Origin of the sequence: Paraburkholderia sp. GAS206C (assembly GCF_050435645.1) — a bacterium.
Classification (GTDB): domain Bacteria; phylum Pseudomonadota; class Gammaproteobacteria; order Burkholderiales; family Burkholderiaceae; genus Paraburkholderia; species Paraburkholderia phenazinium_B.
In genome coordinates this window covers 40,172-61,610 of record NZ_JBNDKR010000003.1, presented here as the reverse complement: position 1 = coordinate 61,610, position 21,439 = coordinate 40,172, and the positions used below count along the sequence as shown (strand labels likewise).

At 62.2% G+C, this 21,439-nt stretch carries 22 protein-coding genes; 19 read left to right on the top strand and 3 right to left on the bottom strand.

Going from position 1 to position 21,439, the window contains the following annotated elements:
- Positions 1-95: 95 nt before the first annotated feature.
- Positions 96-1,169 carry an MBL fold metallo-hydrolase gene (locus P3T20_RS08550; protein WP_429286701.1) on the bottom strand — a complete coding sequence of 358 codons (1,074 nt, stop codon included), beginning with the start codon at positions 1,167-1,169 and terminating at the stop codon, positions 96-98.
- 157 nt (positions 1,170-1,326) lie between these two features.
- Between P3T20_RS08550 and P3T20_RS08545 the strand changes: the two genes are divergently transcribed.
- The 11 genes from P3T20_RS08545 to bioB all read left to right on the top strand — a co-directional run bounded on the left by P3T20_RS08545 (position 1,327) and on the right by bioB (position 14,342).
- Positions 1,327-1,752 carry a MerR family transcriptional regulator gene (locus P3T20_RS08545; RefSeq protein WP_074263189.1) on the top strand — a complete coding sequence of 142 codons (426 nt, stop codon included), beginning with the start codon at positions 1,327-1,329 and terminating at the stop codon, positions 1,750-1,752.
- Positions 1,749-3,632: a bifunctional isocitrate dehydrogenase kinase/phosphatase gene (gene aceK, locus P3T20_RS08540; protein ID WP_429286700.1), complete on the top strand. Its 1,884-nt coding sequence runs from the start codon at positions 1,749-1,751 to the stop codon at positions 3,630-3,632. Before P3T20_RS08545 ends, aceK begins: the two co-directional genes overlap by 4 nt.
- Positions 3,633-3,715: 83 nt before the next feature.
- On the top strand, positions 3,716-4,492 hold the full coding sequence (can, locus tag P3T20_RS08535; protein WP_074263188.1) for a carbonate dehydratase: 777 nt from the start codon (positions 3,716-3,718) through the stop codon (positions 4,490-4,492).
- Positions 4,485-5,690: an acetyl-CoA C-acetyltransferase gene (locus P3T20_RS08530; protein WP_074263187.1), complete on the top strand. Its 1,206-nt coding sequence runs from the start codon at positions 4,485-4,487 to the stop codon at positions 5,688-5,690. Before can ends, P3T20_RS08530 begins: the two co-directional genes overlap by 8 nt.
- A gap of 120 nt (positions 5,691-5,810) precedes the next feature.
- Entirely contained in the window at positions 5,811-6,488 is a 678-nt protein-coding gene (locus tag P3T20_RS08525; RefSeq protein WP_074263186.1) for an SDR family oxidoreductase, read from the top strand.
- Positions 6,489-6,493: 5 nt separating this feature from the next.
- Positions 6,494-6,931, top strand: coding sequence for a YchJ family protein (locus tag P3T20_RS08520; RefSeq protein WP_174567501.1), 438 nt, complete (start codon positions 6,494-6,496; stop codon positions 6,929-6,931).
- A 616-nt stretch (positions 6,932-7,547) separates the two neighbouring features.
- On the top strand, positions 7,548-8,840 hold the full coding sequence (locus tag P3T20_RS08515; RefSeq protein ID WP_074263184.1) for a dienelactone hydrolase family protein: 1,293 nt from the start codon (positions 7,548-7,550) through the stop codon (positions 8,838-8,840).
- Between the two features lie 1,108 nt (positions 8,841-9,948).
- The gene (gene bioA / locus P3T20_RS08510) at positions 9,949-11,331 is read left to right on the top strand and encodes an adenosylmethionine--8-amino-7-oxononanoate transaminase (protein WP_429286699.1); all 1,383 of its coding nucleotides are present in this window, start codon (positions 9,949-9,951) and stop codon (positions 11,329-11,331) included.
- The gene (gene bioF / locus P3T20_RS08505) at positions 11,331-12,515 is read left to right on the top strand and encodes an 8-amino-7-oxononanoate synthase (RefSeq protein WP_074265915.1); all 1,185 of its coding nucleotides are present in this window, start codon (positions 11,331-11,333) and stop codon (positions 12,513-12,515) included. The genes bioA and bioF overlap by 1 nt, the downstream gene beginning before the upstream one ends.
- Positions 12,512-13,231, top strand: a complete 720-nt coding sequence (gene bioD, locus P3T20_RS08500; RefSeq protein WP_074263183.1) for a dethiobiotin synthase — start codon at positions 12,512-12,514, stop codon at positions 13,229-13,231. Before bioF ends, bioD begins: the two co-directional genes overlap by 4 nt.
- Positions 13,232-13,265: 34 nt before the next feature.
- The gene (gene bioB / locus P3T20_RS08495; RefSeq protein ID WP_074263182.1) at positions 13,266-14,342 is read left to right on the top strand and encodes a biotin synthase BioB; all 1,077 of its coding nucleotides are present in this window, start codon (positions 13,266-13,268) and stop codon (positions 14,340-14,342) included.
- A 3-nt stretch (positions 14,343-14,345) separates the two neighbouring features.
- Here bioB and P3T20_RS08490 read toward each other — a convergent pair whose 3' ends face one another.
- A complete protein-coding gene (locus P3T20_RS08490; protein ID WP_074263181.1) occupies positions 14,346-14,948 on the bottom strand; it encodes an RBBP9/YdeN family alpha/beta hydrolase in 603 nt (200 codons plus the stop codon).
- Between the two features lie 210 nt (positions 14,949-15,158).
- Between P3T20_RS08490 and P3T20_RS08485 the strand changes: the two genes are divergently transcribed.
- From P3T20_RS08485 to P3T20_RS08455, 7 genes are read left to right on the top strand one after another with little or no spacing between them, the layout of a single operon-like run.
- Positions 15,159-15,605, top strand: a complete 447-nt coding sequence (locus tag P3T20_RS08485; RefSeq protein ID WP_074263180.1) for a VOC family protein — start codon at positions 15,159-15,161, stop codon at positions 15,603-15,605.
- A 16-nt stretch (positions 15,606-15,621) separates the two neighbouring features.
- A complete protein-coding gene (locus P3T20_RS08480; protein WP_074263179.1) occupies positions 15,622-16,563 on the top strand; it encodes a 2-hydroxyacid dehydrogenase in 942 nt (313 codons plus the stop codon).
- A 41-nt stretch (positions 16,564-16,604) separates the two neighbouring features.
- The gene (locus P3T20_RS08475) at positions 16,605-17,531 is read left to right on the top strand and encodes a hydroxymethylglutaryl-CoA lyase (RefSeq protein ID WP_074263178.1); all 927 of its coding nucleotides are present in this window, start codon (positions 16,605-16,607) and stop codon (positions 17,529-17,531) included.
- Positions 17,532-17,556: 25 nt separating this feature from the next.
- Complete coding sequence (locus tag P3T20_RS08470) at positions 17,557-18,078, top strand: YbaK/EbsC family protein (protein WP_074263177.1); 522 nt, start codon at positions 17,557-17,559, stop codon at positions 18,076-18,078.
- Positions 18,075-18,308, top strand: coding sequence for a DUF1289 domain-containing protein (locus P3T20_RS08465; RefSeq protein WP_074263176.1), 234 nt, complete (start codon positions 18,075-18,077; stop codon positions 18,306-18,308). Before P3T20_RS08470 ends, P3T20_RS08465 begins: the two co-directional genes overlap by 4 nt.
- The gene (locus P3T20_RS08460) at positions 18,305-18,784 is read left to right on the top strand and encodes a MaoC family dehydratase (protein WP_074263175.1); all 480 of its coding nucleotides are present in this window, start codon (positions 18,305-18,307) and stop codon (positions 18,782-18,784) included. Before P3T20_RS08465 ends, P3T20_RS08460 begins: the two co-directional genes overlap by 4 nt.
- The gene (locus P3T20_RS08455; protein WP_074263174.1) at positions 18,778-19,713 is read left to right on the top strand and encodes an MBL fold metallo-hydrolase; all 936 of its coding nucleotides are present in this window, start codon (positions 18,778-18,780) and stop codon (positions 19,711-19,713) included. Before P3T20_RS08460 ends, P3T20_RS08455 begins: the two co-directional genes overlap by 7 nt.
- 227 nt (positions 19,714-19,940) lie before the next feature.
- On the opposite strand, the gene P3T20_RS08450 is transcribed toward P3T20_RS08455, so the two are convergent.
- Positions 19,941-20,855: a DMT family transporter gene (locus P3T20_RS08450; protein ID WP_074263173.1), complete on the bottom strand. Its 915-nt coding sequence runs from the start codon at positions 20,853-20,855 to the stop codon at positions 19,941-19,943.
- A 112-nt stretch (positions 20,856-20,967) separates the two neighbouring features.
- On the opposite strand from P3T20_RS08450, the gene P3T20_RS08445 reads away from it, so the two are divergent.
- Positions 20,968-21,438: an Lrp/AsnC family transcriptional regulator gene (locus tag P3T20_RS08445; RefSeq protein ID WP_074263172.1), complete on the top strand. Its 471-nt coding sequence runs from the start codon at positions 20,968-20,970 to the stop codon at positions 21,436-21,438.
- The last annotated feature ends 1 nt before the right edge of the window (position 21,439 follow it).

The window sequence follows — 21,439 nt, the reverse complement described above, 5'->3', positions numbered from 1 at the left end:
GCGGCGCCGAGCCGAAAAGCTGCCAGCACAAACAACAAGGCCCGGTTGCGTTGCACCGGGCCTTTCTCTTTTCGTGGACCAGACCAGCAAAGAGTCTAGAGCGGCGAGAACCGGATCACGCCGTCCGCGTCGTGCGTGCGCTTCAACTCGCCCGCAAGCCACAGCAGATGCAAATGCGCGAGCGCCTCGCCCATGGCGAACGTCATCTGATGGATATCGAGCTGCCGCTTGAACATCAACGGCACGATATCCGCGGCACTTTGCGGCTTCCGCGCACAGGCTTCGCGCACTTCGGCGAGCCGGGCATCGTGATGTTCGCGCAGTTGCCTGATACGGGTTCGCACGCCGCGAAACGGCTTGCCGTGCGACGGCAGTACGAGCGTATCCTCAGCCATCGTCTCGTAGCGGCCGAGCGATTCCAGATATAGCGCCAGCGGCGTACCTTCCGGCTCCATGTCGAACACCGAAACGTTGGTAGAGATACGCGGCAATACCATGTCACCCGAAATCAGCACGCCGTCCGCTTCGTTATGCAGCGCGCAGTGTTCCGGCGAGTGACCAAAGCCGGTCACGACGCGCCACGTCTTGCCGCCAATATCGATGCCCTGTCCTTCACGCACGCGCCGATACTGGCCCGGTATCGCCGGAACGAGGTTCGAGTAGTAGCTCGTGCGATTGCGCAGTTTGTCGAGTGAGGCCTCGTCGGTGAGCCCATGCAGTGCGAAGTGGCGCGCTGCGCCGGCGCCACCCGCGTTCGAGCCGTCGCCTGACGCCATCACGCGCGCCTGCATGTATTCGCCAAGCGTCATCCACAGACGCACGTCCCAGCGCTGCTTGTCGCCGCCCTTACAGATCCAGTGTGCAAGACCGATGTGATCCGGATGGCAATGCGTGACGATCACACGCAGCACCGGCAGGCCTTCGAGCACCGTGTCGAACACCTGCTCCCAGTTTGCCTTGATCGTGTCCGAGGTGATGCCGCAATCGATCACCGTCCAACCCTTCTGACCATCGATCTCATCGCGCAGCACCCACAGGTTGATGTGGTCCAGCGCAAACGGCAGCGGCATGCGCAGCCAGAACACGCCAGGCGTCACTTCGAATGCGTGGCCGGCGTCCGGCAAGGTGTCGTTGAACGGGTAGTCGAGCTGGTGTTCGAGAGCATTCATTGTGGGGGTCTTTTTCCATCGGTCATGCGGTCGGAGTCGCGGCAATAGCCGCCACTTCGTCGCCGCGCGCCCTGGTTGCGCTTTACTCAAGTTGACGATAACGTAAACGTCGATTCTATCGTCCAATCGGTTTTTCTGCCCGGCCACGGGGCGTCCCATGAACACGCAATACACCATCACCGAGCTCGCGCGTGAATTCGACGTCACCCCGCGAGCGATCCGCTTCTACGAAGACCAGGGTTTACTCTCACCAAGCCGTGAAGGGTCGAGCGGACTGCGGCGCGTCTACTCGGGCCGCGACCGGACTCGTCTGAAACTCACGTTGCGGGGCAAGCGGCTCGGCTTTACGTTGTCGGAAATCCGCGATCTGCTCGATCTGTACGAATCGCCGACCGACACGGCTCCGCAATTGCACGCGTTTCTCGCCACGGTGACACGGCATCGCGAAGTGCTGGAGCGCCAGCTCGAAGACCTGAACGCGACGCTCGAAGACCTCGCGCAATACGAAGCCCAGGCGCGCGCGCTGCTTGAAAGCGGCGAACGCGAGCCGCAAGGGTTGGTGTCGGACGCCCGCTCGACATGAATCACTTTCCCAAACTGCTGTCGTCACAGATTGGCTTCGATCTTGCGCAGACGATGCTCGAAGGGTTCGATCGCCACTACCGCGTCTTCCGCGAGGCCGCAATTCACGCGAAGGCCCTGTTCGAAGCCGGTGACTGGCATGGCCTGCAACGCCTTGCGCGGGAACGGATTACTTCGTATGACGAACGGGTCGCGGAATGCGTCAAACTGCTCGAAGACGAATACGATGCCGAAAATATCGACGACGAGGTGTGGCAGCAGATCAAGCTGCACTACATCGGCCTCTTGACCACGCATCATCAGCCCGAGTGCGCAGAAACGTTTTTCAATTCGGTGTGCTGCAAGATTCTGCATCGCTCGTATTTCAACAATGACTTTATTTTTGTGCGGCCCGCCATCTCGACCGAATACATCGAGAACGACGAACCCGCGGCCAAACCGACCTATCGCGCGTATTACCCTGGTAAGGACGGTCTCGCTGCAACGCTCGAGCGCGTCGTCACCAACTTCCAGCTGGAACCCCCATTTGAGGATCTGCAGCGCGATGTCGGCTGCGTGATGCAGTCCATTCACGGCGCGTTCGGCACCTTCGACGAAGCCGCCAATTTCCAGATTCATGTGCTGTCGTCGCTGTTCTATCGCAACAAGTCGGCGTATATCGTGGGGCGCATCATCAACGGTGACGCGCTGCTCCCATTCGCCGTGCCGCTGCGTCACGTAAAGCCCGGTCTGCTCGCGCTCGACACCGTGCTGCTCAAGCGCGACCAGTTGCTGATCATCTTCAGCTTCTCGCACTCATATTTTCTGGTGGATATGGAAGTGCCGTCCGCGTACGTGGAGTTTCTCGGCACCGTCATGCCGGGCAAGCCCAAGGCGGAAATCTATACCTCGCTCGGCTTGCAGAAGCAGGGCAAGAATCTGTTCTATCGCGACCTGCTGCATCACCTGTCGCATTCGAGCGATCAGTTCATCATCGCGCCCGGCATCAAAGGGATGGTGATGCTGGTGTTCACGCTGCCCTCGTTTCCCTATGTGTTCAAGCTGATCAAGGACAATTTCCCGCCGCCCAAGGAAACTTCGCGCGAACAGATTCAGGGCAAATATCAGCTCGTCAAACGACACGACCGTTTAGGACGTATGGCCGATACGCTGGAGTATTCGAGCGTGGCGCTGCCTGTCTCGCGCCTCGACGAAGCGCTGTTGCACGAACTCGAAAAGGAAGTGCCGTCGATGCTCGAATACGAGGGCGACAACCTCGTGATCCGCCATCTGTACATCGAGCGCCGCATGATGCCGTTGAACCTCTATCTGCAAAATGGCAGCGACGAGGACGTCGATCACGGCATCCGCGAATACGGTGACGCGGTGAAGGAGCTGATGCAGGCGAACATCTTCCCCGGCGACATGCTGTACAAGAACTTCGGCGTGACACGTCATGGCCGCGTCGTGTTCTACGACTACGACGAGATCGAATACCTGACCGATTGCAATGTGCGCGCGGTGCCGCCGCCGCGCAACGAGGAAGACGAGATGTCCGGCGAGCCGTGGTACGCGGTTGGCTCGCATGACATTTTTCCCGAAACCTACGGTACCTTCCTGCTCGGCGACCCACGCGTGCGCCGCGCTTTCATGCAGCATCACGCAGACTTCTTCGATCCGGCGCTGTGGCAACGACATAAGGATCACTTACTGAAAGGCGAACTGCCCGACTTCTTTCCCTACGACAGCAGTGTGCGCTTCTGCATCCGCTATCCGGAGCGTTTCGCTCCCGGAACCGGCGTGCAGAACGCTGCCGGTGCAAACGACTCAAGCGGCTCAAGCGACGCAAACAACACAAACGACACAACGGCAACGCGCGAATCTGCCGCTCGCGCGGCGTGAACGAACATGGACCCCGTTCTACGCCCGCCCCTCCTGCAACGACACCGACCGGTCCATCGGTCCAACAACCGACTCGACTCACCATGAACGCAAACGCTTCTTCTCTGCCCAACCCGCTCTCTCACCTGTTCGACAACAACGACAAGTGGGTAGCCCGCCAACTCGCCGAGGACCCCGAGTATTTCTCGCGCCTTGCCCACCAGCAGACGCCTGAATACCTGTGGATCGGCTGCTCGGATTCACGCGTGCCGGCCAACCAGATCATCGGCCTGCCGCCGGGCGAAGTGTTCGTCCATAGAAACATTGCGAACGTCGTCGTGCACACCGATCTGAACTGCCTCTCCGTGATCCAGTTCGCGGTCGATCTGCTGAAGGTCAAGCACATCATGGTGGTGGGCCACTACGGCTGCTCGGGCGTGGGCGCCGCACTGCACGGCCGGCGTGTCGGTCTGGCTGACAACTGGCTGCATCACGTGCAGGATGTGCGCACCAAACACGCGACGCTGCTCGAAGAATGGCCAATGGGCGAAGCGCGTCACCGGCGTCTCGTGGAGCTGAACACGATCGAACAGGTCGTCAATGTATGCCGCACGACCATCGTCAACGACGCCTGGGCGCGCGGCCAGGAACTCACCGTGCACGGCTGGGCCTATGGCGTGCACGACGGCAAGGTGCGCAATCTCGGCATGATGATCGGCGCGCCGGATGAGCTCGATGAAACGTATTCGAAGTGCGTCGCGGCTGTATCGGCGAGCGGCGCGCATCGGGCAGACAACGACGTGGTCGCGTCCGACGCGGCCAGGCTCGGCGAGGTGCCGGCCGTCGTCGAAGGTGTGATCAAGGAGCTAAAACATGAGTGAGACAAAGCGTGACAACCAGGCCGATCCGATTGTGATCGTTTCCGTCGCCCGTACGCCGATGGCGGCGTTCCAGGGCGACTTCGCGACGCTGACCGCGCCGCAACTTGGCGCGATCGCGATCGAAGCGGCCGTCAAGCGCGCAGGTCTGGAGCCGGGACAGGTCGACGAAGTGGTGATGGGCTGCGTGCTGCCTGCCGGTCTCGGCCAGGCGCCCGCTCGTCAGGCAGCGCTCGGCGCGGGTTTACCGCTCTCCACCGGCAGCACGACGGTGAACAAGATGTGCGGCTCCGGCATGCGCGCGGCCATGTTCGCGCACGACATGCTGGCCGCGGGCTCGGTGGATGTGATCGTCGCGGGCGGCATGGAAAGCATGACCAACGCGCCTTACCTGCTGCCGAAGGCGCGTGGCGGCATGCGCATGGGCCACGGCCAGGTGATCGACCATATGTTCTACGACGGTCTCGAAGACGCCTACGAAAAGGGCCGCCTGATGGGCACCTTCGCCGAGGAATGCGCGACGTCATTCGACTTCACGCGTGAGGCGCAAGATGCCTTCGCCGTGGAGTCGCTCAAGCGCGCGAAGCGAGCCAACGAAGACGGTTCGTTTGCATGGGAAATCGCGCCCGTGAAGGTGGAGAGCCGCAAGGGCGACGTGACGATCGAACGCGACGAGCAGCCGTTCAAGGCGAACCTCGAGAAAATCGCGACGCTCAAGCCTGCGTTCAGCAAGACCGGAACGGTGACGGCCGCGAACTCGTCTTCTATCTCGGATGGCGCTGCAGCGTTGGTGATGATGCGTGAATCGACAGCGAAGCGGCTGGGTGTCACGCCGCTCGCGCGTGTGGTCGGTCATTCGACCTTCGCTCAGGAACCGGCGAAGTTCACCACCGCGCCGGTGGGCGCGATCCGCAAACTGTTCGAGAAGAACGGTTGGAGTGCGAACGAAGTGGACCTGTACGAGGTGAACGAAGCGTTCGCCGTTGTGACGATGGCCGCGATGAAAGAACACCGTCTGCCGCACGAGAAGGTCAACGTGAACGGCGGCGCCTGCGCGCTGGGCCATCCGATCGGCGCGTCGGGTGCGCGGATCCTGGTCACCCTGATCGGTGCGTTGAAGCACCGCGGCCTGAAGCGCGGTGTCGCGACGCTGTGCATCGGCGGGGGTGAGGCAACCGCGATGGGGATTGAACTGGTGTAAGGCGTTGCGGGTGCGCTGTGTCCTTCTCGTCCCCAAAGCGGGCACGGCGCATGCACCCAGTCCAGCATACGGTCCGCCCTGAACCCGCTTTAGATCCGTTTTGTACCTCGAGGTAATCGTATGAAAACAGTATTGATCGTCGGTGCGTCACGCGGCATCGGCCGCGAATTCGCGCACCAGTACAAAAAGGCTGGTTGGCGCGTGCTTGCCACCGCACGCGACGAGGCATCGCTCGAGGCACTTGAAGCGCTCGGCGCGGAGACGTTCTCACTCGACATCACCGTGCCCACCGAGATCGCTGCGCTTGGCTGGAAGCTCGATGGCGAGCGGCTCGATGCGGCATTGCTGGTGTCGGGCGTCTACGGTCCGCGTACGGACGGCGTGGAGACCGTCACCGCCGAGGACTTCGACGAAGTGATGGTGACCAATGTGCGCGGCCCCATGCAACTGATTCCGATCCTGCTGCCGCTCGTCGAGGACGCCAACGGCGTCCTCGCGGTGCTGTCGAGCAAGATGGGCAGCATCACCGAGGCGAGTGGCACCACGGGCTGGCTGTATCGCGTGAGCAAGGCGGCGCTCAACGACGCGCTGAAGATCGCCTCATTGCAGACGCGGCGCGCGGCATGCGTCGCGTTGCATCCAGGCTGGGTACGCACCGATATGGGCGGTGCACAGGCGGCGATCGATCCCGAGCGCAGCGTGAGCGGCATGCGCCAGGTCCTCGCTCAGGCCGCGGCGTCACACGAGTCGTTTAACGGCCGATTCTTCCAATACGACGGTACCTCGCTCGACTGGTGAAATCCTTGACGACGCAACGACCCACCGATTGCCCCTGCGGCGGCGCAGCGCCCGATCAGCGCAGCGGCGCCAGACCGCCGCGCTTCGCGCTTTGCTGTGGCCGCTTCATCGACGGCGGCGAGGCCGCCCCCAACGCGCTCGAACTGATGCGCTCGCGCTACAGTGCATACGTGCTCGGTGCGAACGACTATCTGCGCGCCACGTGGGCGCCGCATACCTGCCCTGCTGAACTCGACGCAAATCCCGACGCCTCCGACGCGCCGCGCTGGCTAGGTCTGCAGATCAAACGCTTCGCTTCGCAAGACGACAACCACGCCGAAGTCGAATTCGTCGCACGTTACAAGGTCGGCGGACGGGCTCACCGTTTGCACGAACTGAGCCGCTTCTTGCGCGGCGACGATGGCCGCTGGCGCTATGTCGACGGCGACCTCAGCGATACCTAGCACCACCACGTCAGACACCGCGCAGTAAGGGTCCGTAATATTTCAGCGCGTTAAAGCGGCCCGCTCGCGCGTAGCCCGCGCGCATTAATTTCGCCCTCACATACGCCCCTTAAAACGGCAGCGCGAATTTGTTGGAAGCCCACCACATCGGTCATTTCGCCCGGTCGTCCCGAACGGCGCTGTGCGCGTTGGGATTCGACACACCCGCGACGTATCGAGCACTACGAATTTTTTCTCGCGGGTTCTCCTGAATTGCACAAACACAATTTGTCGTGCCAGGATCGCTCTGAAGGTTTTGCAGCGACATGGTGCGAGGGTGCGGTCCAAACCGTCCCCGCACAGATGTCCGGAAACTGCGCTGGCGCCTTGATCCTCCGTGCGTCGAGCGTTGTTTCACGTGGCATCGTGTGTTGCTCATCATCGGCGCGTGGGGTCGCGTCGGCCAGGCTGGTGGGTTATCCCGTGCGATCTCGAACCGCGTGCGTGCGTCAGGCGCGCTACACACGCGAGTGTCTTTTTGTTGCCGCAAATCTTGCCGAAAGGCAAACGACAGCGAAACGAAAAGAGTCGCAGGCGATGTTGGTTTTAAGGACGTACTTCAAGGCAGGTACTGCGAATGGGTTGCAGAGAGTTTCTGACGGTCGGTGCAATGCTGTGTACATGGGCGGGATGTGCCGTGTCGTTTGCACACGCCGATCCACTGGCCGATTCGCAGGCTGCCGGGCCGCTCACACGCGCCGAAGTCCCACGCATCGCACTCGACGACGATACCTACCTGCCCCCCGTCAGCCTGAATCAGCAGATCATCCGTGTGCCCGTGGACGCCGCCGGCACGATCACGCTCGAAACGACGATCTACAAGCCGGACGGCGCGGGCCCCTTCCCGATGATCGTCTTCAACCACGGCAAGATGCCGGGCGACCCGCGCCAGCAATCGCGTAGCGATCCGCTGCCGTTCGCCCGCGAATTCGTGCGCCGCGGTTACGTGGTGGTGGCGCCTAACCGGCAGGGCTTCGCGCAATCGGGCGGCACGTACGAACAGGACGGCTGCGACGTCGAGCGTAACGGTTTGGGCCAGGCAGGCGATGTAGCCGCCACGATCGGGTACATGTCAAAGCAGCCGTATGTCGACGCACAGCACATCGTGGTAGCGGGCACGTCGCACGGCGGCCTCGCGACGATCGCCTACGGCACCGAGGCCGCGCCGGGCGTGCGGGCGTTGATCAATTTCTCGGGCGGTTTGCGGCAGGACGCGTGTACCGGCTGGCAGGACAATCTGACTCACGCGTTTAGCGCGTACGGTGAGAAGACTCACGTGCCTTCGCTGTGGCTGTATGGCGATAACGATTCGATCTGGTCGTCGCCGCTGGTCGCGAGCATGTACGCCGCGTATTCGGCACATGGCGCGGAAGCGAAGATGGTGGACTTTGGCGCATACAAGAACGACGCGCACCGGCTGGTTGGCGACCGCGATGGTGTGCGGGTCTGGTGGCCTGCAGTCGAGGCCTTCCTGGCGCGGGTGGGGATGCCCACTGGCGTGCAGTATCGGGTAGCGGATCCGGAGCCGCCTAAGGCTAGCGGGTATGCGGCTCTGGATGCGGTGACCGCTGTGCCGTTTGTCGACGAAGCTGGGCGCAATGGGTATCGGAATTTCTTGCATCAATATCCTAGCCGGGCTTTTGCTGTTTCTGACTCGGGAGCGTGGTCCTGGGCTGAGGGTGGGGATGATCCGATGTCGGTTGCTGTGGCTAATTGCCAGAAGCAGAGTTCGGCGCCTTGTCGGCTTTATGCTGTGAATGATTCTGTTGTCTGGAGTGACGGGGGGTCTTCGCAGACAGCTAGTGCCCAAGGCTCATCCTCCGGTGGGGTTAAGGGAGAGGATAAGAGGGCCTTGGCTAGTCGGGAATGAGGGCGGGGTTTGTTTGCCTGCGCGGCGCTTGTCCTTGGTCTTGCTGCTTTGGCCTTTCCTTGCATTCTTAGTGGTCTATTAGTGATGCCCCTGTGCGGGGCGGCACTTACTTTCTTTGCCGCCGCAAAGAAAGTAAGCAAAGAAAGCGGGCTTCTAACCGCTAGCCTGTAGGTGTCCACCGCCTAAACTATCCCAGAGTGGTCCGCGCACGCAACGTGCCCTCGCACCGCACCCCTTAGTGACAAAGCACTCATCTGCTCCAGCGTTGCGCTACGCGCCCGCCGACGGGCATAACCCCTTCTGCAAAACGTGGCGGGAACACCTCGCCGTCATACGTGCTCGAATGCCTCGCGTAAGTATTAGGCGGTGCTGAGTATTGGCTGCTGAAATTTTTCTCAGCAATACTTCGCATAACAAACTAATAGAAAACCACCAACACAAGCAGCACACCTTGGTGAACCCTACCGGTGACGCACGAGGTGCGGAATCGGGATGGATGAGTCCTTTGTCACCAGGGGGAAGTGTGCGAGGGACGATTTCGTGCGCGGACCACTACGACTTCATGTCAGTGGTGGACACCTACAGGCTGGCGGTTGGAAGCCCGCTTTCTTTGCTTACTTTCTTTGCGGCGGCAAAGAAAGTAAGTGCCGCCCCGCACAGGGGCGAAGCTAATAGACCGATAAGACAGCAAGGAAAGGCCAACACCCCCAGTAAAACCCAAAAACCGAGGCGCCGCAGGCAAAACCCGACCCATACCCCCAAAAAAGCCCGCCGCAGGCAAAAACCCATCCCGACGAACCACATTTTTCGCACCCACCCCCCATGACTTTGCCGCCGTCATCTACGTGCAAAAACCCTCATCTGTGAAGATCAGATAAAACCTGCCAACAACGTCCCCGAACTGCACGCGTAGGATCAAAAAAGCCCCGCGCAGAGGGTAGTGCATGAACATAAAGAACGCGCTAATCTCACCCCCGACCGCCGCAAGGCAACAAACAAACCGCACCAAACCACAAGCGTCCGGCCCCCAAAACCGGCCGCGCGCAGCGCAAAAAGCCACACCGCGTAGCGAGAACGAGCACCCTCGCCGCACAGTACCGGAGCAGTTTTGAACACACGAGCAACTGAAGGCATCCAAGGCACCGAAGGCGCCGACCACGCCACCGACTGGGTCGCCCGCAGCCTGCGCGCCGTCTGGCATCCCTGCACCCAGATGAAACACCACGAGCGCCTGCCGCTCATCCCCATCGCCCGCGGCGCCGGCCCCTGGCTCTATGACCGCGACGGTCATCGCTATCTCGATGCCATCAGCTCCTGGTGGGTCAACCTGTTTGGTCACGCTAACCCCCGTATCAACGCTGCGCTCAAAGACCAGCTCGATACGCTCGAACACGCCATGCTCGCCGGCTGCACCCACGAGCCCGCCATTGAACTCGCCGAGCGCCTCGCTACCTTCACGCAAAATACCCTCGGGCACGCATTCTTCGCATCCGATGGCGCCTCGGCCGTCGAAATTGCCCTGAAGATGAGCTTCCACTCCTGGCGCAATCGCGGCTTCGCCGACAAGCAGGAATTCGTCTGCATTGCTAACAGTTATCACGGCGAGACCATCGGCGCTCTCGCCGTCACCGATGTCGCCTTGTTCAAGGATGCCTACGATCCGCTGATCCGTCATGCTCATGTCGTCGCATCGCCTGACGCGCGGCAAGCGCAACCCGGCGAAAGCGCAGCCGACGTCGCGCGTCGTGCGCTCGAGAGCGTGCGCGCCCTGTTCGAGTCACGCAGCACGAAGATCGCCGCGCTGATCATCGAGCCGCTCGTGCAGTGCGCCGCCGGCATGGCCATGCACGATCCGTCGTATATCGCCGGTCTGCGGGCGCTCTGCGATCAATACGGCGTGCATCTGATCGCCGATGAAATCGCCGTCGGCTGCGGTCGCACCGGCACCTTCTTCGCCTGCGAACAGGCCGGCATCTGGCCGGATTTCCTCTGTCTGTCGAAAGGTATCAGCGGCGGCTATCTGCCGCTGTCTATCGTGCTGTCGCGCGATGAAATCTTCCAGGCTTTCTACGACGACGATACGGCCCGCGGCTTCCTGCATTCGCATTCGTACACGGGTAATCCTCTCGCCTGTCGCGCCGCGCTCGCCACCCTGGATCTGTTCGCCAGCGATGACGTGCTCGCGGTCAACGCAAAGAAATCCGCCACGCTGCGAGCGGCGCTCGCACCGCTTGCTGAACATCCGCACGTACGCAATCTGCGTCAGTGCGGCACGATCTTCGCGTTCGATGCAGTGATCACCAATGCACAACACGCCAAAACATTCTCACGCCGCTTCTTTCAGAACGCCTTGCAGCGCGAACTGCTGTTGCGGCCGATTTCGACCACCGTATATCTGATGCCTCCGTACATCCTTAGCGACGACGAACTCGCGTTGCTCGCCGCGAGAACCCTTGAGACCTTCGACGCCACGCTCGCGGAGGCCGTATGATGCCGTTGCTCGACATGCTCCAGCAAGGCCTGCAGGACCTCGACGCGCAGGGCCTGCGGCGCCGTCGCCGCATCGCCGATACGCCGTGTGCCGCACACATGACCGTCGACGGCCGCGAGATGATCGGCTTTGCCAGCAATGACTATCTCGGCCTCGCCGCGCATCCTCTGCTGGTGGCTGCGATTGCTGAAGGCGCGCGGCGCTATGGTTCGGGCAGCGGTGGCTCGCATCTGCTCGGCGGCCATTCGCGTGCACACGCCAAACTCGAGGACGATCTGGCGGGTTTCGTCGGAGGCTTTGTCGATGCGCCGCGCGCGCTGTACTTCAGCACTGGCTATATGGCGAATCTCGCCACGCTTACCGCGCTCGCGGGACGTGGCACCACGCTTTTCTCCGATGCTCTCAATCACGCCTCGTTGATTGATGGCGCGCGGCTTTCGCGCGCCGACGTGCAGGTCTATCCGCACGCCGACACCGAAGCCTTGAGTGCCATGCTGGAAGCATCGGACGCGACCGTAAAGCTGATCGTCTCCGATACGGTGTTCAGCATGGACGGCGACGTCGCCCCTCTAGCGCGTTTGCTCGAACTCGCTGAGCAGCACGGCGCGTGGCTCGTCCTCGACGATGCACATGGCTTCGGCGTGCTCGGACCGCAAGGGCGCGGCGCCATCGCTCATGAAGCGCTGCGCTCGCCCAACCTGATTTCCATCGGCACGCTCGGCAAAGCAGCCGGTGTGTCGGGCGCTTTCGTCGTGGCCCATGAGACCGTCATCGAATGGCTGGTGCAGCGGGCACGTCCGTATATTTTTACCACCGCTTCGGTGCCGGCTGCTGCGCATGCTGTGTCGGCGAGCCTGCGCATCATCAGTGGCGATGAAGGCGATGCGCGGCGCGCGCATCTGCAGAAACTGATCGAACGCACCCGTGCGATGCTTAAAGCCACGCCGTGGTTGCCGGTCGATTCACACACTGCCGTTCAACCGCTCATCATCGGTGCGAACGATGCAACGCTTGAAATCGCCGCCACGCTCGAGCGTGACGGTCTTTGGGTGCCAGCGATCCGTCCGCCCACCGTGCCGGCCGGCACGTCGCGGCTGCGCGTCTCGTTGTCGGCCGCTCACTCGCAGGCGGATCTCGATCGCCTTGAAGCAGGCTTGCAGCGGCTTGGTAGAGGTGCGGCATGAGTGCGGCGCGCTCCGTGTTCGTCACCGGCACCGATACGGAAATCGGCAAGACTTTGGTCTCGGCGGCACTGCTGCGCGGCTTCGCGCGCGAAGGATTGCGCGCTGCTGCGATGAAGCCGATCGCCGCAGGTGCCTTCGAGATGGACGGCGTGTGGCACAACGAAGACGCTGATCAGCTCGACGCTGCATCCAGCGTGCTTCTTCCCCCAGACCTTCGTACACCGTATCTTCTGAAAGCGCCGGCCGCACCGCATATCGTCGCCGCTCAGGAAAACGTCACGCTCGATATCGGCCGCATCGTCGATTGTCACGCGCAGGCACTGCAGCTTGCAGACGTGGTGGTCGTGGAAGGCGTCGGCGGGTTCCGCGTGCCGCTTACCGATACGCAGGACACAGCGGATCTCGCCTGTGCGCTGAACCTGCCGGTCGTGCTTGTGGTCGGCATGCGGCTCGGCTGTATCAGCCACGCGTTGCTCACCGCTGAAGCGATCGCCGCGCGCGGCTTGCATCTGGCGGGCTGGGTCGCAAACCGCGTCGATCCGGAGATGGGCTTCGCGGACGAAAACATTGCCGCGATCCGTAGCCGGCTCGATCGCCAGTACGACACACCGTTGCTTGGCATCGTCCCGCATCTGAAGCCGATTTCGGCCGATGCGGCAGCTGATGCCATCAACACCTCCATGCTATTGCAGACGCTGCGTGCAGCGCGGCTCTGAACCCACTTCATCTCCATCCATGAGGATTGACGATATGACCCAGCTTCACCTCGACCGCCCGCAAACAGACTCGACCGTTGCCAACGCCGCCACCGCAGCGGCGCCGGCCGCACGCTATCGCGTCGCCGACATCATTGCGTTGTACGAACTGCCGTTCAACGATCTGATGTTCCGTGCGCAGCAGGTGCACCGTGAGCATTTCGATGCGAACACCGTACAGCTATCGACGCTACTGTCCATCAAGACCGGCGGCTGCGAGGAAGACTGCGCATACTGCCCGCAGTCGGTGCATCACGACACGGGACTTAAGGCAGACAAGCTGATGCCGGTCGACGAGGTGCTCGCCGCTGCACGCGTTGCCAAAGACAACGGCGCGACGCGCTTCTGCATGGGCGCGGCCTGGCGTAATCCGAAGGACCGTCACCTCGAGCCGATCAAGGACATGATCCGCGGCGTGAAAGCGATGGGCCTCGAAACCTGCGTGACGCTCGGCATGCTCGAGACGCACCAGGCGCAAGGGCTACGCGACGCGGGTCTCGATTACTACAACCATAACCTCGATACTTCGCCGGAGTTTTACGGCCAGATCATCTCGACGCGTACCTATCAGGACCGTCTCGACACGTTGGAACGCGTCCGCGATGCAGGTATCAACGTGTGTTGCGGCGGCATTGTGGGTCTAGGCGAATCGCGCCGCGAACGTGCGGGCCTGATCACGCAACTGGCCAACATGGACCCGTATCCGGAATCGGTGCCGATCAACAATCTGGTGCAGGTCGAGGGCACACCGCTCACCGGCACTGAAGCGCTTGATCCGTTCGAATTCGTGCGCACGATCGCCGTTGCGCGTATCACGATGCCGCGCGCGATGGTGCGTTTGTCGGCCGGACGCGAGCAGATGAATGAGGCATTGCAGGCGATGTGCTTCCTGGCAGGTGCGAATTCGATTTTCTACGGCGATCAATTGTTGACTACCAGCAATCCGCAGGCTGAGGCGGATCGCAAGCTGCTTGAGCGTCTTGGGATTCGGGCGGAGGCTGCGCAACAGATGCCGTTGGACAAGAGCGGCTGCGAACATGGTTGCGACGGGCATTCTTCCGCTGCGAATTGAGCGTCAAACCAGCGCGTGCCTCACCGCCTCCACTGGCTCCTCGCGAAACCTCAGCGGCGCGGCGCAATGCACGAGCGTATCGACGAAATACTTCGCCCGCGGCCACGGCCCAAAGCCTGCCGCCGTGTTGATATGCCCGGCATCCCCAAGATTCACAAACGCGCTGCCAAACCGCTGCGCCAGCTCGCGTGAACCGGCCAGCGGCATCCATGGATCGGTCTCGCTGCCGATCAGGATCGACGGCACCCCGAGCCGGCGCGCCTCGAAGTGTCCAGCGAAGGTGAATTTTTCTGGGCTGGCCGGCGCGACAAACAGCACGCCCGCCACGTCGCCCACATACGACGCCTGCTGCAACGCATGCGCCGCCGCAAGGCAACCGAAACTGTGCGCCGCCAGCACGAACGGCCCGCGTTCGCGCGCGAGCAGTTCGCGCACCGAGCGCGCCCAGCCCGCCAGATCCGGTGCGTCCCAATCCGCCTGTTCAACGCGCAGCGAGCGGGCGAACTGCCGTTCGAGCCAGGTCTGCCAATGCGCGCCCTCGCTGCCGTGCAGGCCCGGTACAGTCACGAGCCGTGGCGGCCACGTCGATTTGCTGCATGAAAGCATGATTCTCCTCGCTGCCGGAATCCGGAAACCTATTGTGGAGCGGGGCCCTGCGGACACGAACCAACTTTTTCTCATTTGCTTATTGGGCGTCCAATCCGGGACACGCGCCGGGGACGCATGGGGGCGCTCATCCGGACGCCTAGGCCCAATCCGCACGCGATTGGCCTCGAAAAAGTAGAATGAAGCCTATCCAAAAACGTAGGAGGCCCCATGTCGCAAGCGTCATCTGTCCAGCCACGAGCGCTGCAGCCGTTCCATCTGGCGTTTCCGGTCACCAGCCTGGAAAACGCACGCGCCTTCTACGGCGACCTGCTCGGCTGTCCGGAAGGACGCAGTTCGCCGGAATGGGTCGATTTCGATTTTTTTGGCCACCAACTTGTCGCGCATCTCGCGCCCAATGAAACCGGCCGTGCCGGCGTCAATGCTGTAGATGGCGATGACGTTCCCGTGCGCCATTTCGGCGTCGTGCTAAGCACGGACGACTGGCACGCACTCGCAGACAGGCTCAAGGCAGCCGGCACCGCGTTCATCATCGAGCCGCATATCCGTTTCAAAGGCGAAGTCGGTGAACAGGCCACCATGTTCTTCCTCGACCCTTGCGGCAACGCGCTCGAATTCAAGGCCTTCAAGGACATCAGCCGCCTGTTCGCCAAGTGATGCACGCACCGATCGCATGAAGATACTTTTCTACACGCCTCAGCCTGAAGCCGCGTCCTGGCTACACGATTTCACCCGTGCGCTGCCCGAGGCCGAACTGCGTGAATGGCAACCGGGCGACACCGCGCCGGCTGACTTCGCCGTCGTCTGGCGGCCGCCGCGCGAGATGCTGGCAGACCGCAAGGGGCTGCGCGCCATCTTCAATCTCGGCGCGGGTGTCGATGCGATTCTCGCACTCGAGCGCGCGCATCCCGGCACCCTGCCGCGGTCCGCGCAACTCGTTCGTCTCGAAGACGGCGGCATGGCCCCGCAAATGGCCGAGTACGTGACGCATGCCGTGCTGCGCTACCTGCGCCGCTTCGACGAATATGAAACGCTGCAAGCGGAACGCCGCTGGAAAGTGCTCGATCCCCATCCGCGCGACACCTTCACCGTCGGCGTGCTCGGCCTGGGTGTGCTCGGTACCCACGTGGCCCGCGCGCTGGTCCCGTTTGGCATGCCTGTGCGTGGCTATAGTCGCAGCGCGCGGCAAATCGAAGGCGTGCAGACTTTTGCTGGCGAGGCGCAGTTCGAGGCGTTCCTCAGTGACGTCAAGGTGCTGGTGAATCTGCTGCCGCACACTCCCGAGACGCATGACATGCTGAACCGGCGCACCTTCTCGAAGCTCGCGCATGGCGCCTATCTGATCAACGTCGCGCGCGGTGCGCATCTGGTTGAACAGGATCTGCTCGACGCGCTAGCCGACGGTCAGATTGCTGGCGCTACGCTGGACGTGTTCCGCGAGGAACCGCTGCCCGTCGATCATCTGTTCTGGCAGGAACCTCGCATCACGATCACCCCGCATAGCTCGGCGCAGACCTTGCGCGCAGAGAGCGTCGCCCAGGTCGCGCATAAGATGATCGCGCTGATGCGCGGCGAGCCGGTGAGCGGGGTCGTCGACATCGATCGCGGCTACTGAATTCCCGATACAACGCCGCCTCGTGCGGCAGGAGACCCATCATGGCCATGCCACAAGCCGTCAAAGTCGTCGAAGTCGGCCCACGCGACGGACTGCAGAACGAAAAGGACTTCGTTCCCACCGCGGTCAAGATCGAACTGGTCAACCGCCTGTCTGCGGCGGGTTTTCGCAACGTCGAGTCGGCCTCGTTCGTGTCGCCCAAGTGGGTGCCGCAGATGGCCGATGGCGCTGACGTCATGGCCGGCATCGAACGCCGTCCCGGCACGATCTATTCGGTGCTGACGCCGAATCTGCGCGGCTTCGAAGGCGCTCTCGCGGCACGCGCCGACGAAATCGTGATCTTCGGTGCAGCCAGCGAGGCGTTTTCGCAGCGGAACATCAACTGCAGCATCGCCGAGAGCATCGCGCGCTTCGAACCCGTTGCTCAGGCCGCCAGGGAGCATGGTGTGCGGATTCGCGGCAGCGTATCGTGCGCGCTTGGCTGTCCGTATCAGGGCGAGGTACCGGTGTCGTCGGTGATCGACGTGGTGGAGCGGTTTGCGGCGCTCGGTTGCGACGAGATCGATATCGCCGACACGATCGGCGTGGGCACGCCCAGACGCACGCGCGAAGTCTTTGCTGCGGTCACCGAAGTGTTTCCACGCGAGCAACTGTCGGGGCATTTCCACGACACCTACGGCCAGGCACTCGCCAACATCTACGCCGCGCTGCTCGAAGGGATCGAGATTTTTCACGCATCGGTAGCGGGGCTTGGCGGTTGCCCGTATGCGAAGGGCGCCACCGGTAACGTTGCCACCGAAGACGTGCTGTATTTACTGCAGGGCCTGGGTATCGAGACCGGTATTGATCTCGCTCAGGTCGTCGCGATCGGCGATTTCATCTCGACCTCGATCGGCAAGCCGAACAACTCGCGCGCTGGCAAAGCCTTGCTCGCCAAAACACGCAGCGAACAAGGTTCCTGCGTTTGACCTCTCATCCACTGGAAAGCGCTTCATGACCGACAACGTTCCTCCCCACGCCGACGATCTCAACGCGCTGCCGGATTCGGCACGCCGTGTCGCATTGCTGCTGCGTGAGCGCGGCCACACCGGACAGATCGTGATGCTGCCGGAAACCGGCAAGACTTCAGCCGAAGCCGCTGCAGGACTCGGTTGCGAGGTCGCGCAGATCGCCAAATCGATCCTGTTTCGCCGCCGCGAAGACGACGCACCGGTGCTGGTGGTGGCAAGCGGCGCGAACCGCGTCGATGAGAAAAAGGTCGCGGCACAGGTCGGCGAGATTGGACGCGCCGATGCGAAGTTCGTGCGCGAAAAGACCGGCTATGCGATTGGCGGCGTCTGCCCGATCGGCCACGCCACGCCGCCGGTTACGCTGATCGATGCAGACCTGCTTACGCTCGACACTCTTTGGGCCGCAGCCGGCCACCCGCATGCGGTCTTCAATCTCTCGCCGCAAGAGCTGGTCGCTCTGACCGGCGCGCCGGTCGCCGACGTGGCGCTACGAGAAGCCGAATGACGACGGCGGGCACCGTGGACCAACAGGACGCGGTCGCACCCGTGCCGTCGCCGTGCATCAACGTGTGCCGGATGGACGAAGTGAGTGGCTGGTGCGAAGGATGTCTGCGCACCATCGATGAAATCGCGTGCTGGTCCACCTATGACGATGTCACCAAAAGCGCGGTATGGGACGCGCTCGACCATCGCCACGCGCAGTGGATGGCGCAAAACCGGCAGGCTGCGAAATGAATGCGGCGCCGCGCATCGTGACGATCGGGGAGAGTTGTAGCTGCACGCTGACGTTGTCACCAGACTCGGTCAAATCGTTCGCGACGCTCGTCAACGATCTGAACCCGCTGCATCACGACGACGCTTACGCTGAGCAAAGCCGCTTCGGAGGCCTGATCGCTTCCGGCACACAGCCTTCCGCGCATTTCATGGCGATGCTGGCGACGCATTTTTCGCAGTACGCGCAGCCACTAGGCCTCGAGTTCGATATCAAGCTGAAGAAAGCGGTCCATGCGCAGGACACGTTGACGATGACGTGGCGCGTCCGTGACGCCTGGTGGAAGCCGAGCCTGAACGGCGACCTGACGCAACTCGACGGCTCGGTTGTGAACCAGCGCGGCGAGACGGTGCTGCTCGGCACCTCGACGATTCTCGTGATGGCGAAACCCACGCAGGGTGATTCCGCAGAGTCCGCTCAGGAGTCCAACCCATCATGAATCTGCCGGCGTCGATCCAGGTGTTCGAGCGCGGCTGGTTGTCGTCGAACAACGTGCTGCTGGTTGACGATGCCTGCGCCGCCTTCGTCGATACGGGTTACGCGACTCATGCGACTCAAACGCTGGCCCTGGTGCAGGCGGCACTCGGCGAACGACCGCTCGATCTGATCGTCAACACCCATCTGCACTCCGACCACTGCGGCGGCAACGCGTTACTGCAGGCAGCATGGTCATGCCGCACAGCCATCCCCGCTGCTGAGACGGAGGCGGTGCGCAACTGGGATGAAGCTCACCTGACGTTTCGCGGCACGGGCCAGACCTGCGAGCGCTTCACCTTCACCGAAACAATCGCGCCCGGCATGCGCCTCAGGCTCGGCGCGCTCGACTGGGAGGTGCTCGGCGCACCCGGACACGATCCACACTCGCTGATGCTCTATTGCGCGGAAGAACGCCTGCTGATCAGTGCAGACGCGCTATGGGAAAACGGTTTCGGCGTGATCTTTCCGGAACTCGATGGCGAAAGCGGCTTTGCGGAAGAACAGGCCGTGCTGGAAACTATCGCCACGTTAGACGTCCGCATGGTGATTCCGGGTCACGGCGCGCCGTTCACGAACGTTGCGCAGGCGCTGGAGCGGGCGTTTTCGCGGGTCGCATGGTTGCGTGCCGATCCGGCGCGCAACGCGAAGAATGCATTGAAGGTGCTGATCGTGTTCAAACTGCTCGAAGTGCGGACCATGACCTTCGATGCGCTCGCACGCATGCTCGACAGCGCCAGCACGATGCGCGCCGCTGCCGCCATGCTCAGACCGCGCGGCGAATGGCCGGCTCTTTTGCGTGGACTGATCGAAGAACTGGCAGTGCAGGGAGGTCCGTTGGCGGTGGACGGTGAGCGCGTTGTCGCACGCGGCACCGTCACAAGTAGCGCGTGATCAGCTCCGAAGAAAGCGTTAAGGGGAACGTAGGCATCGCCGCTCAACAAACGTCAAAAGCCGCCGCGCAAAAAAAGAAAGCCGCTCGCCATAAATGGCGAGCGGCAGAATTCGGTCGACGTGATCATCGTCTGTGCAAATGATACCTGCGCGGGTTTTTTGGCCGCATCGGTGATTTCCCTACAAAAGGTTGACACTATCATCCCACGGCACGGGGGCACGGCGACTCAGGTCGGTGAATAACGGCGCTGCGGTACGAGGCGCCAGCCGAGGTTGACGCCCGCAGCGGCTAGCAGAATCAGCACGGCGCCGAACACCTGCACCCATGCGAGCTTCTGGCCGAATGCAACGCGATCGACAATGATCGCGACAACCGGATAGATGAACGAGAGTGCGCCGGTCATCGCAGTCGGCAACTTCTGGATCGCCCCGTAGAGCAGCACATACATGATGCCGGTGTTCACGATGCCGAGCGTCATGAGTTCAAGCCAATGTGCGCCCGTGGTAGGCAGCGCATCGAAGCGTACGAACGGAGCGAGCATCAGCACGCCAAGCCCCACCTGAATCAGCGCGATCAGATGCGGTGGCGTGCCTTTCAGATGTTTGGTGATGATCGACGACACCGCGTACATGGCCGCCGCACCAACCGCATAGGCAATTCCTTCAAGGTACCGGCCCGGCATCGCGAGCACGGCGGGCTCAACCCGCACGACCAGCACGAGGCCACCGAACGCCACCAGCAGCCATGCAATCGTCGAGGCAGTGATGCGTTCGCGGAACACGACCGCACCGAGCGCGACCAGCATGAATGGCTGCGTGTTGTAGACAGCGGTGGCCATCGAAATCGACGCGCGCGAATACGCGGCAAACAGCAGCACCCAGTTGATGACGATCGCTACACCGCCGAGCGCTGCGAGACCCAGCATGCGCCAGGAGAAAAGATTGCGGCGGAACAGCCCTAACGCGGCGCAGACGAGGGCCAAAGTGGCGCCACCGAACACGCAACGAAAAAACACCACGTTGAACGCGCTCTGTTGCGACGACACGACCAGCCAGCCGATTGTCCCTGACATCAGCATCGCCACGGTCATCTCCGCCGCCCCGCGGCCGGTGGCGCTCCCGCGCATTTCATCGGCAGCCATCTTCGCTCTCCCAGGATTGATCACCTGAGAGTCAGTGTATTTAATCCGGATGATTGAATATATGGCTAAACTTAGGCATTCAATTGCGCGGACCTAAGAATCGAAGGCAATCATGGCAAATCGCCTTACAACCAATCCCCCCGCTACGCTCGACGATACCGATCGGGCGCTGCTGGCGGCGCTCGCGGAAGATGCCCGCCAGCCGGTCAGCGAACTGGCGCGGCGGGTCGGCTTGTCCGCACCCAGTACCGCCGAACGTCTGCGGCGGCTCGAGACTCAAGGTGTAATCGAGCGCTTCACCGTGCAGATCGATCCGCGCGCGCTCGGCTACACGCTGCAGGCAATCGTGCGGGTGAAGCCGTTGCCCGGACAGTTACATCTGGTCGAAGACGTGATCCGCCGTATTCCGGAGTTCGTGGAGTGCGACAAGGTGACCGGCGACGACTGTTTTGTCTGCCGTCTGTACCTGCATTCGATCGAGCAGCTCGACGAAATCCTGTCGAAGGTGACGGAGCGCGCGGAAACCAGCACCGCCATCATCAAGTCGACGCCGGTCGCGCGCAGGCTGCCGCCGCTAGGCTGAG

Bases quoted from the DNA above. Each gene is read 5' to 3' on its own strand.
- P3T20_RS08475 (WP_074263178.1), top strand. From the start codon at position 16,605: ATGGCCATGCCACAAGCCGTCAAAGTCGTCGAAGTCGGCCCACGCGAC.
- bioD (WP_074263183.1), top strand. From the start codon at position 12,512: ATGAGTGCGGCGCGCTCCGTGTTCGTCACCGGCACCGATACGGAAATC.
- can (WP_074263188.1), top strand. From the start codon at position 3,716: ATGAACGCAAACGCTTCTTCTCTGCCCAACCCGCTCTCTCACCTGTTC.
- P3T20_RS08470 (WP_074263177.1), top strand. From the start codon at position 17,557: ATGACCGACAACGTTCCTCCCCACGCCGACGATCTCAACGCGCTGCCG.
- aceK (WP_429286700.1), top strand. From the start codon at position 1,749: ATGAATCACTTTCCCAAACTGCTGTCGTCACAGATTGGCTTCGATCTT.
- bioB (WP_074263182.1), top strand. From the start codon at position 13,266: ATGACCCAGCTTCACCTCGACCGCCCGCAAACAGACTCGACCGTTGCC.
- P3T20_RS08460 (WP_074263175.1), top strand. From the start codon at position 18,305: ATGAATGCGGCGCCGCGCATCGTGACGATCGGGGAGAGTTGTAGCTGC.
- P3T20_RS08530 (WP_074263187.1), top strand. From the start codon at position 4,485: ATGAGTGAGACAAAGCGTGACAACCAGGCCGATCCGATTGTGATCGTT.
- bioF (WP_074265915.1), top strand. From the start codon at position 11,331: ATGCCGTTGCTCGACATGCTCCAGCAAGGCCTGCAGGACCTCGACGCG.
- P3T20_RS08480 (WP_074263179.1), top strand. From the start codon at position 15,622: ATGAAGATACTTTTCTACACGCCTCAGCCTGAAGCCGCGTCCTGGCTA.
- P3T20_RS08485 (WP_074263180.1), top strand. From the start codon at position 15,159: ATGTCGCAAGCGTCATCTGTCCAGCCACGAGCGCTGCAGCCGTTCCAT.
- P3T20_RS08545 (WP_074263189.1), top strand. From the start codon at position 1,327: ATGAACACGCAATACACCATCACCGAGCTCGCGCGTGAATTCGACGTC.
- P3T20_RS08445 (WP_074263172.1), top strand. From the start codon at position 20,968: ATGGCAAATCGCCTTACAACCAATCCCCCCGCTACGCTCGACGATACC.
- P3T20_RS08515 (WP_074263184.1), top strand. From the start codon at position 7,548: ATGGGTTGCAGAGAGTTTCTGACGGTCGGTGCAATGCTGTGTACATGG.
- P3T20_RS08550 (WP_429286701.1), bottom strand. From the start codon at position 1,169: ATGAATGCTCTCGAACACCAGCTCGACTACCCGTTCAACGACACCTTG.
- P3T20_RS08450 (WP_074263173.1), bottom strand. From the start codon at position 20,855: ATGGCTGCCGATGAAATGCGCGGGAGCGCCACCGGCCGCGGGGCGGCG.
- P3T20_RS08525 (WP_074263186.1), top strand. From the start codon at position 5,811: ATGAAAACAGTATTGATCGTCGGTGCGTCACGCGGCATCGGCCGCGAA.
- P3T20_RS08465 (WP_074263176.1), top strand. From the start codon at position 18,075: ATGACGACGGCGGGCACCGTGGACCAACAGGACGCGGTCGCACCCGTG.
- P3T20_RS08490 (WP_074263181.1), bottom strand. From the start codon at position 14,948: ATGCTTTCATGCAGCAAATCGACGTGGCCGCCACGGCTCGTGACTGTA.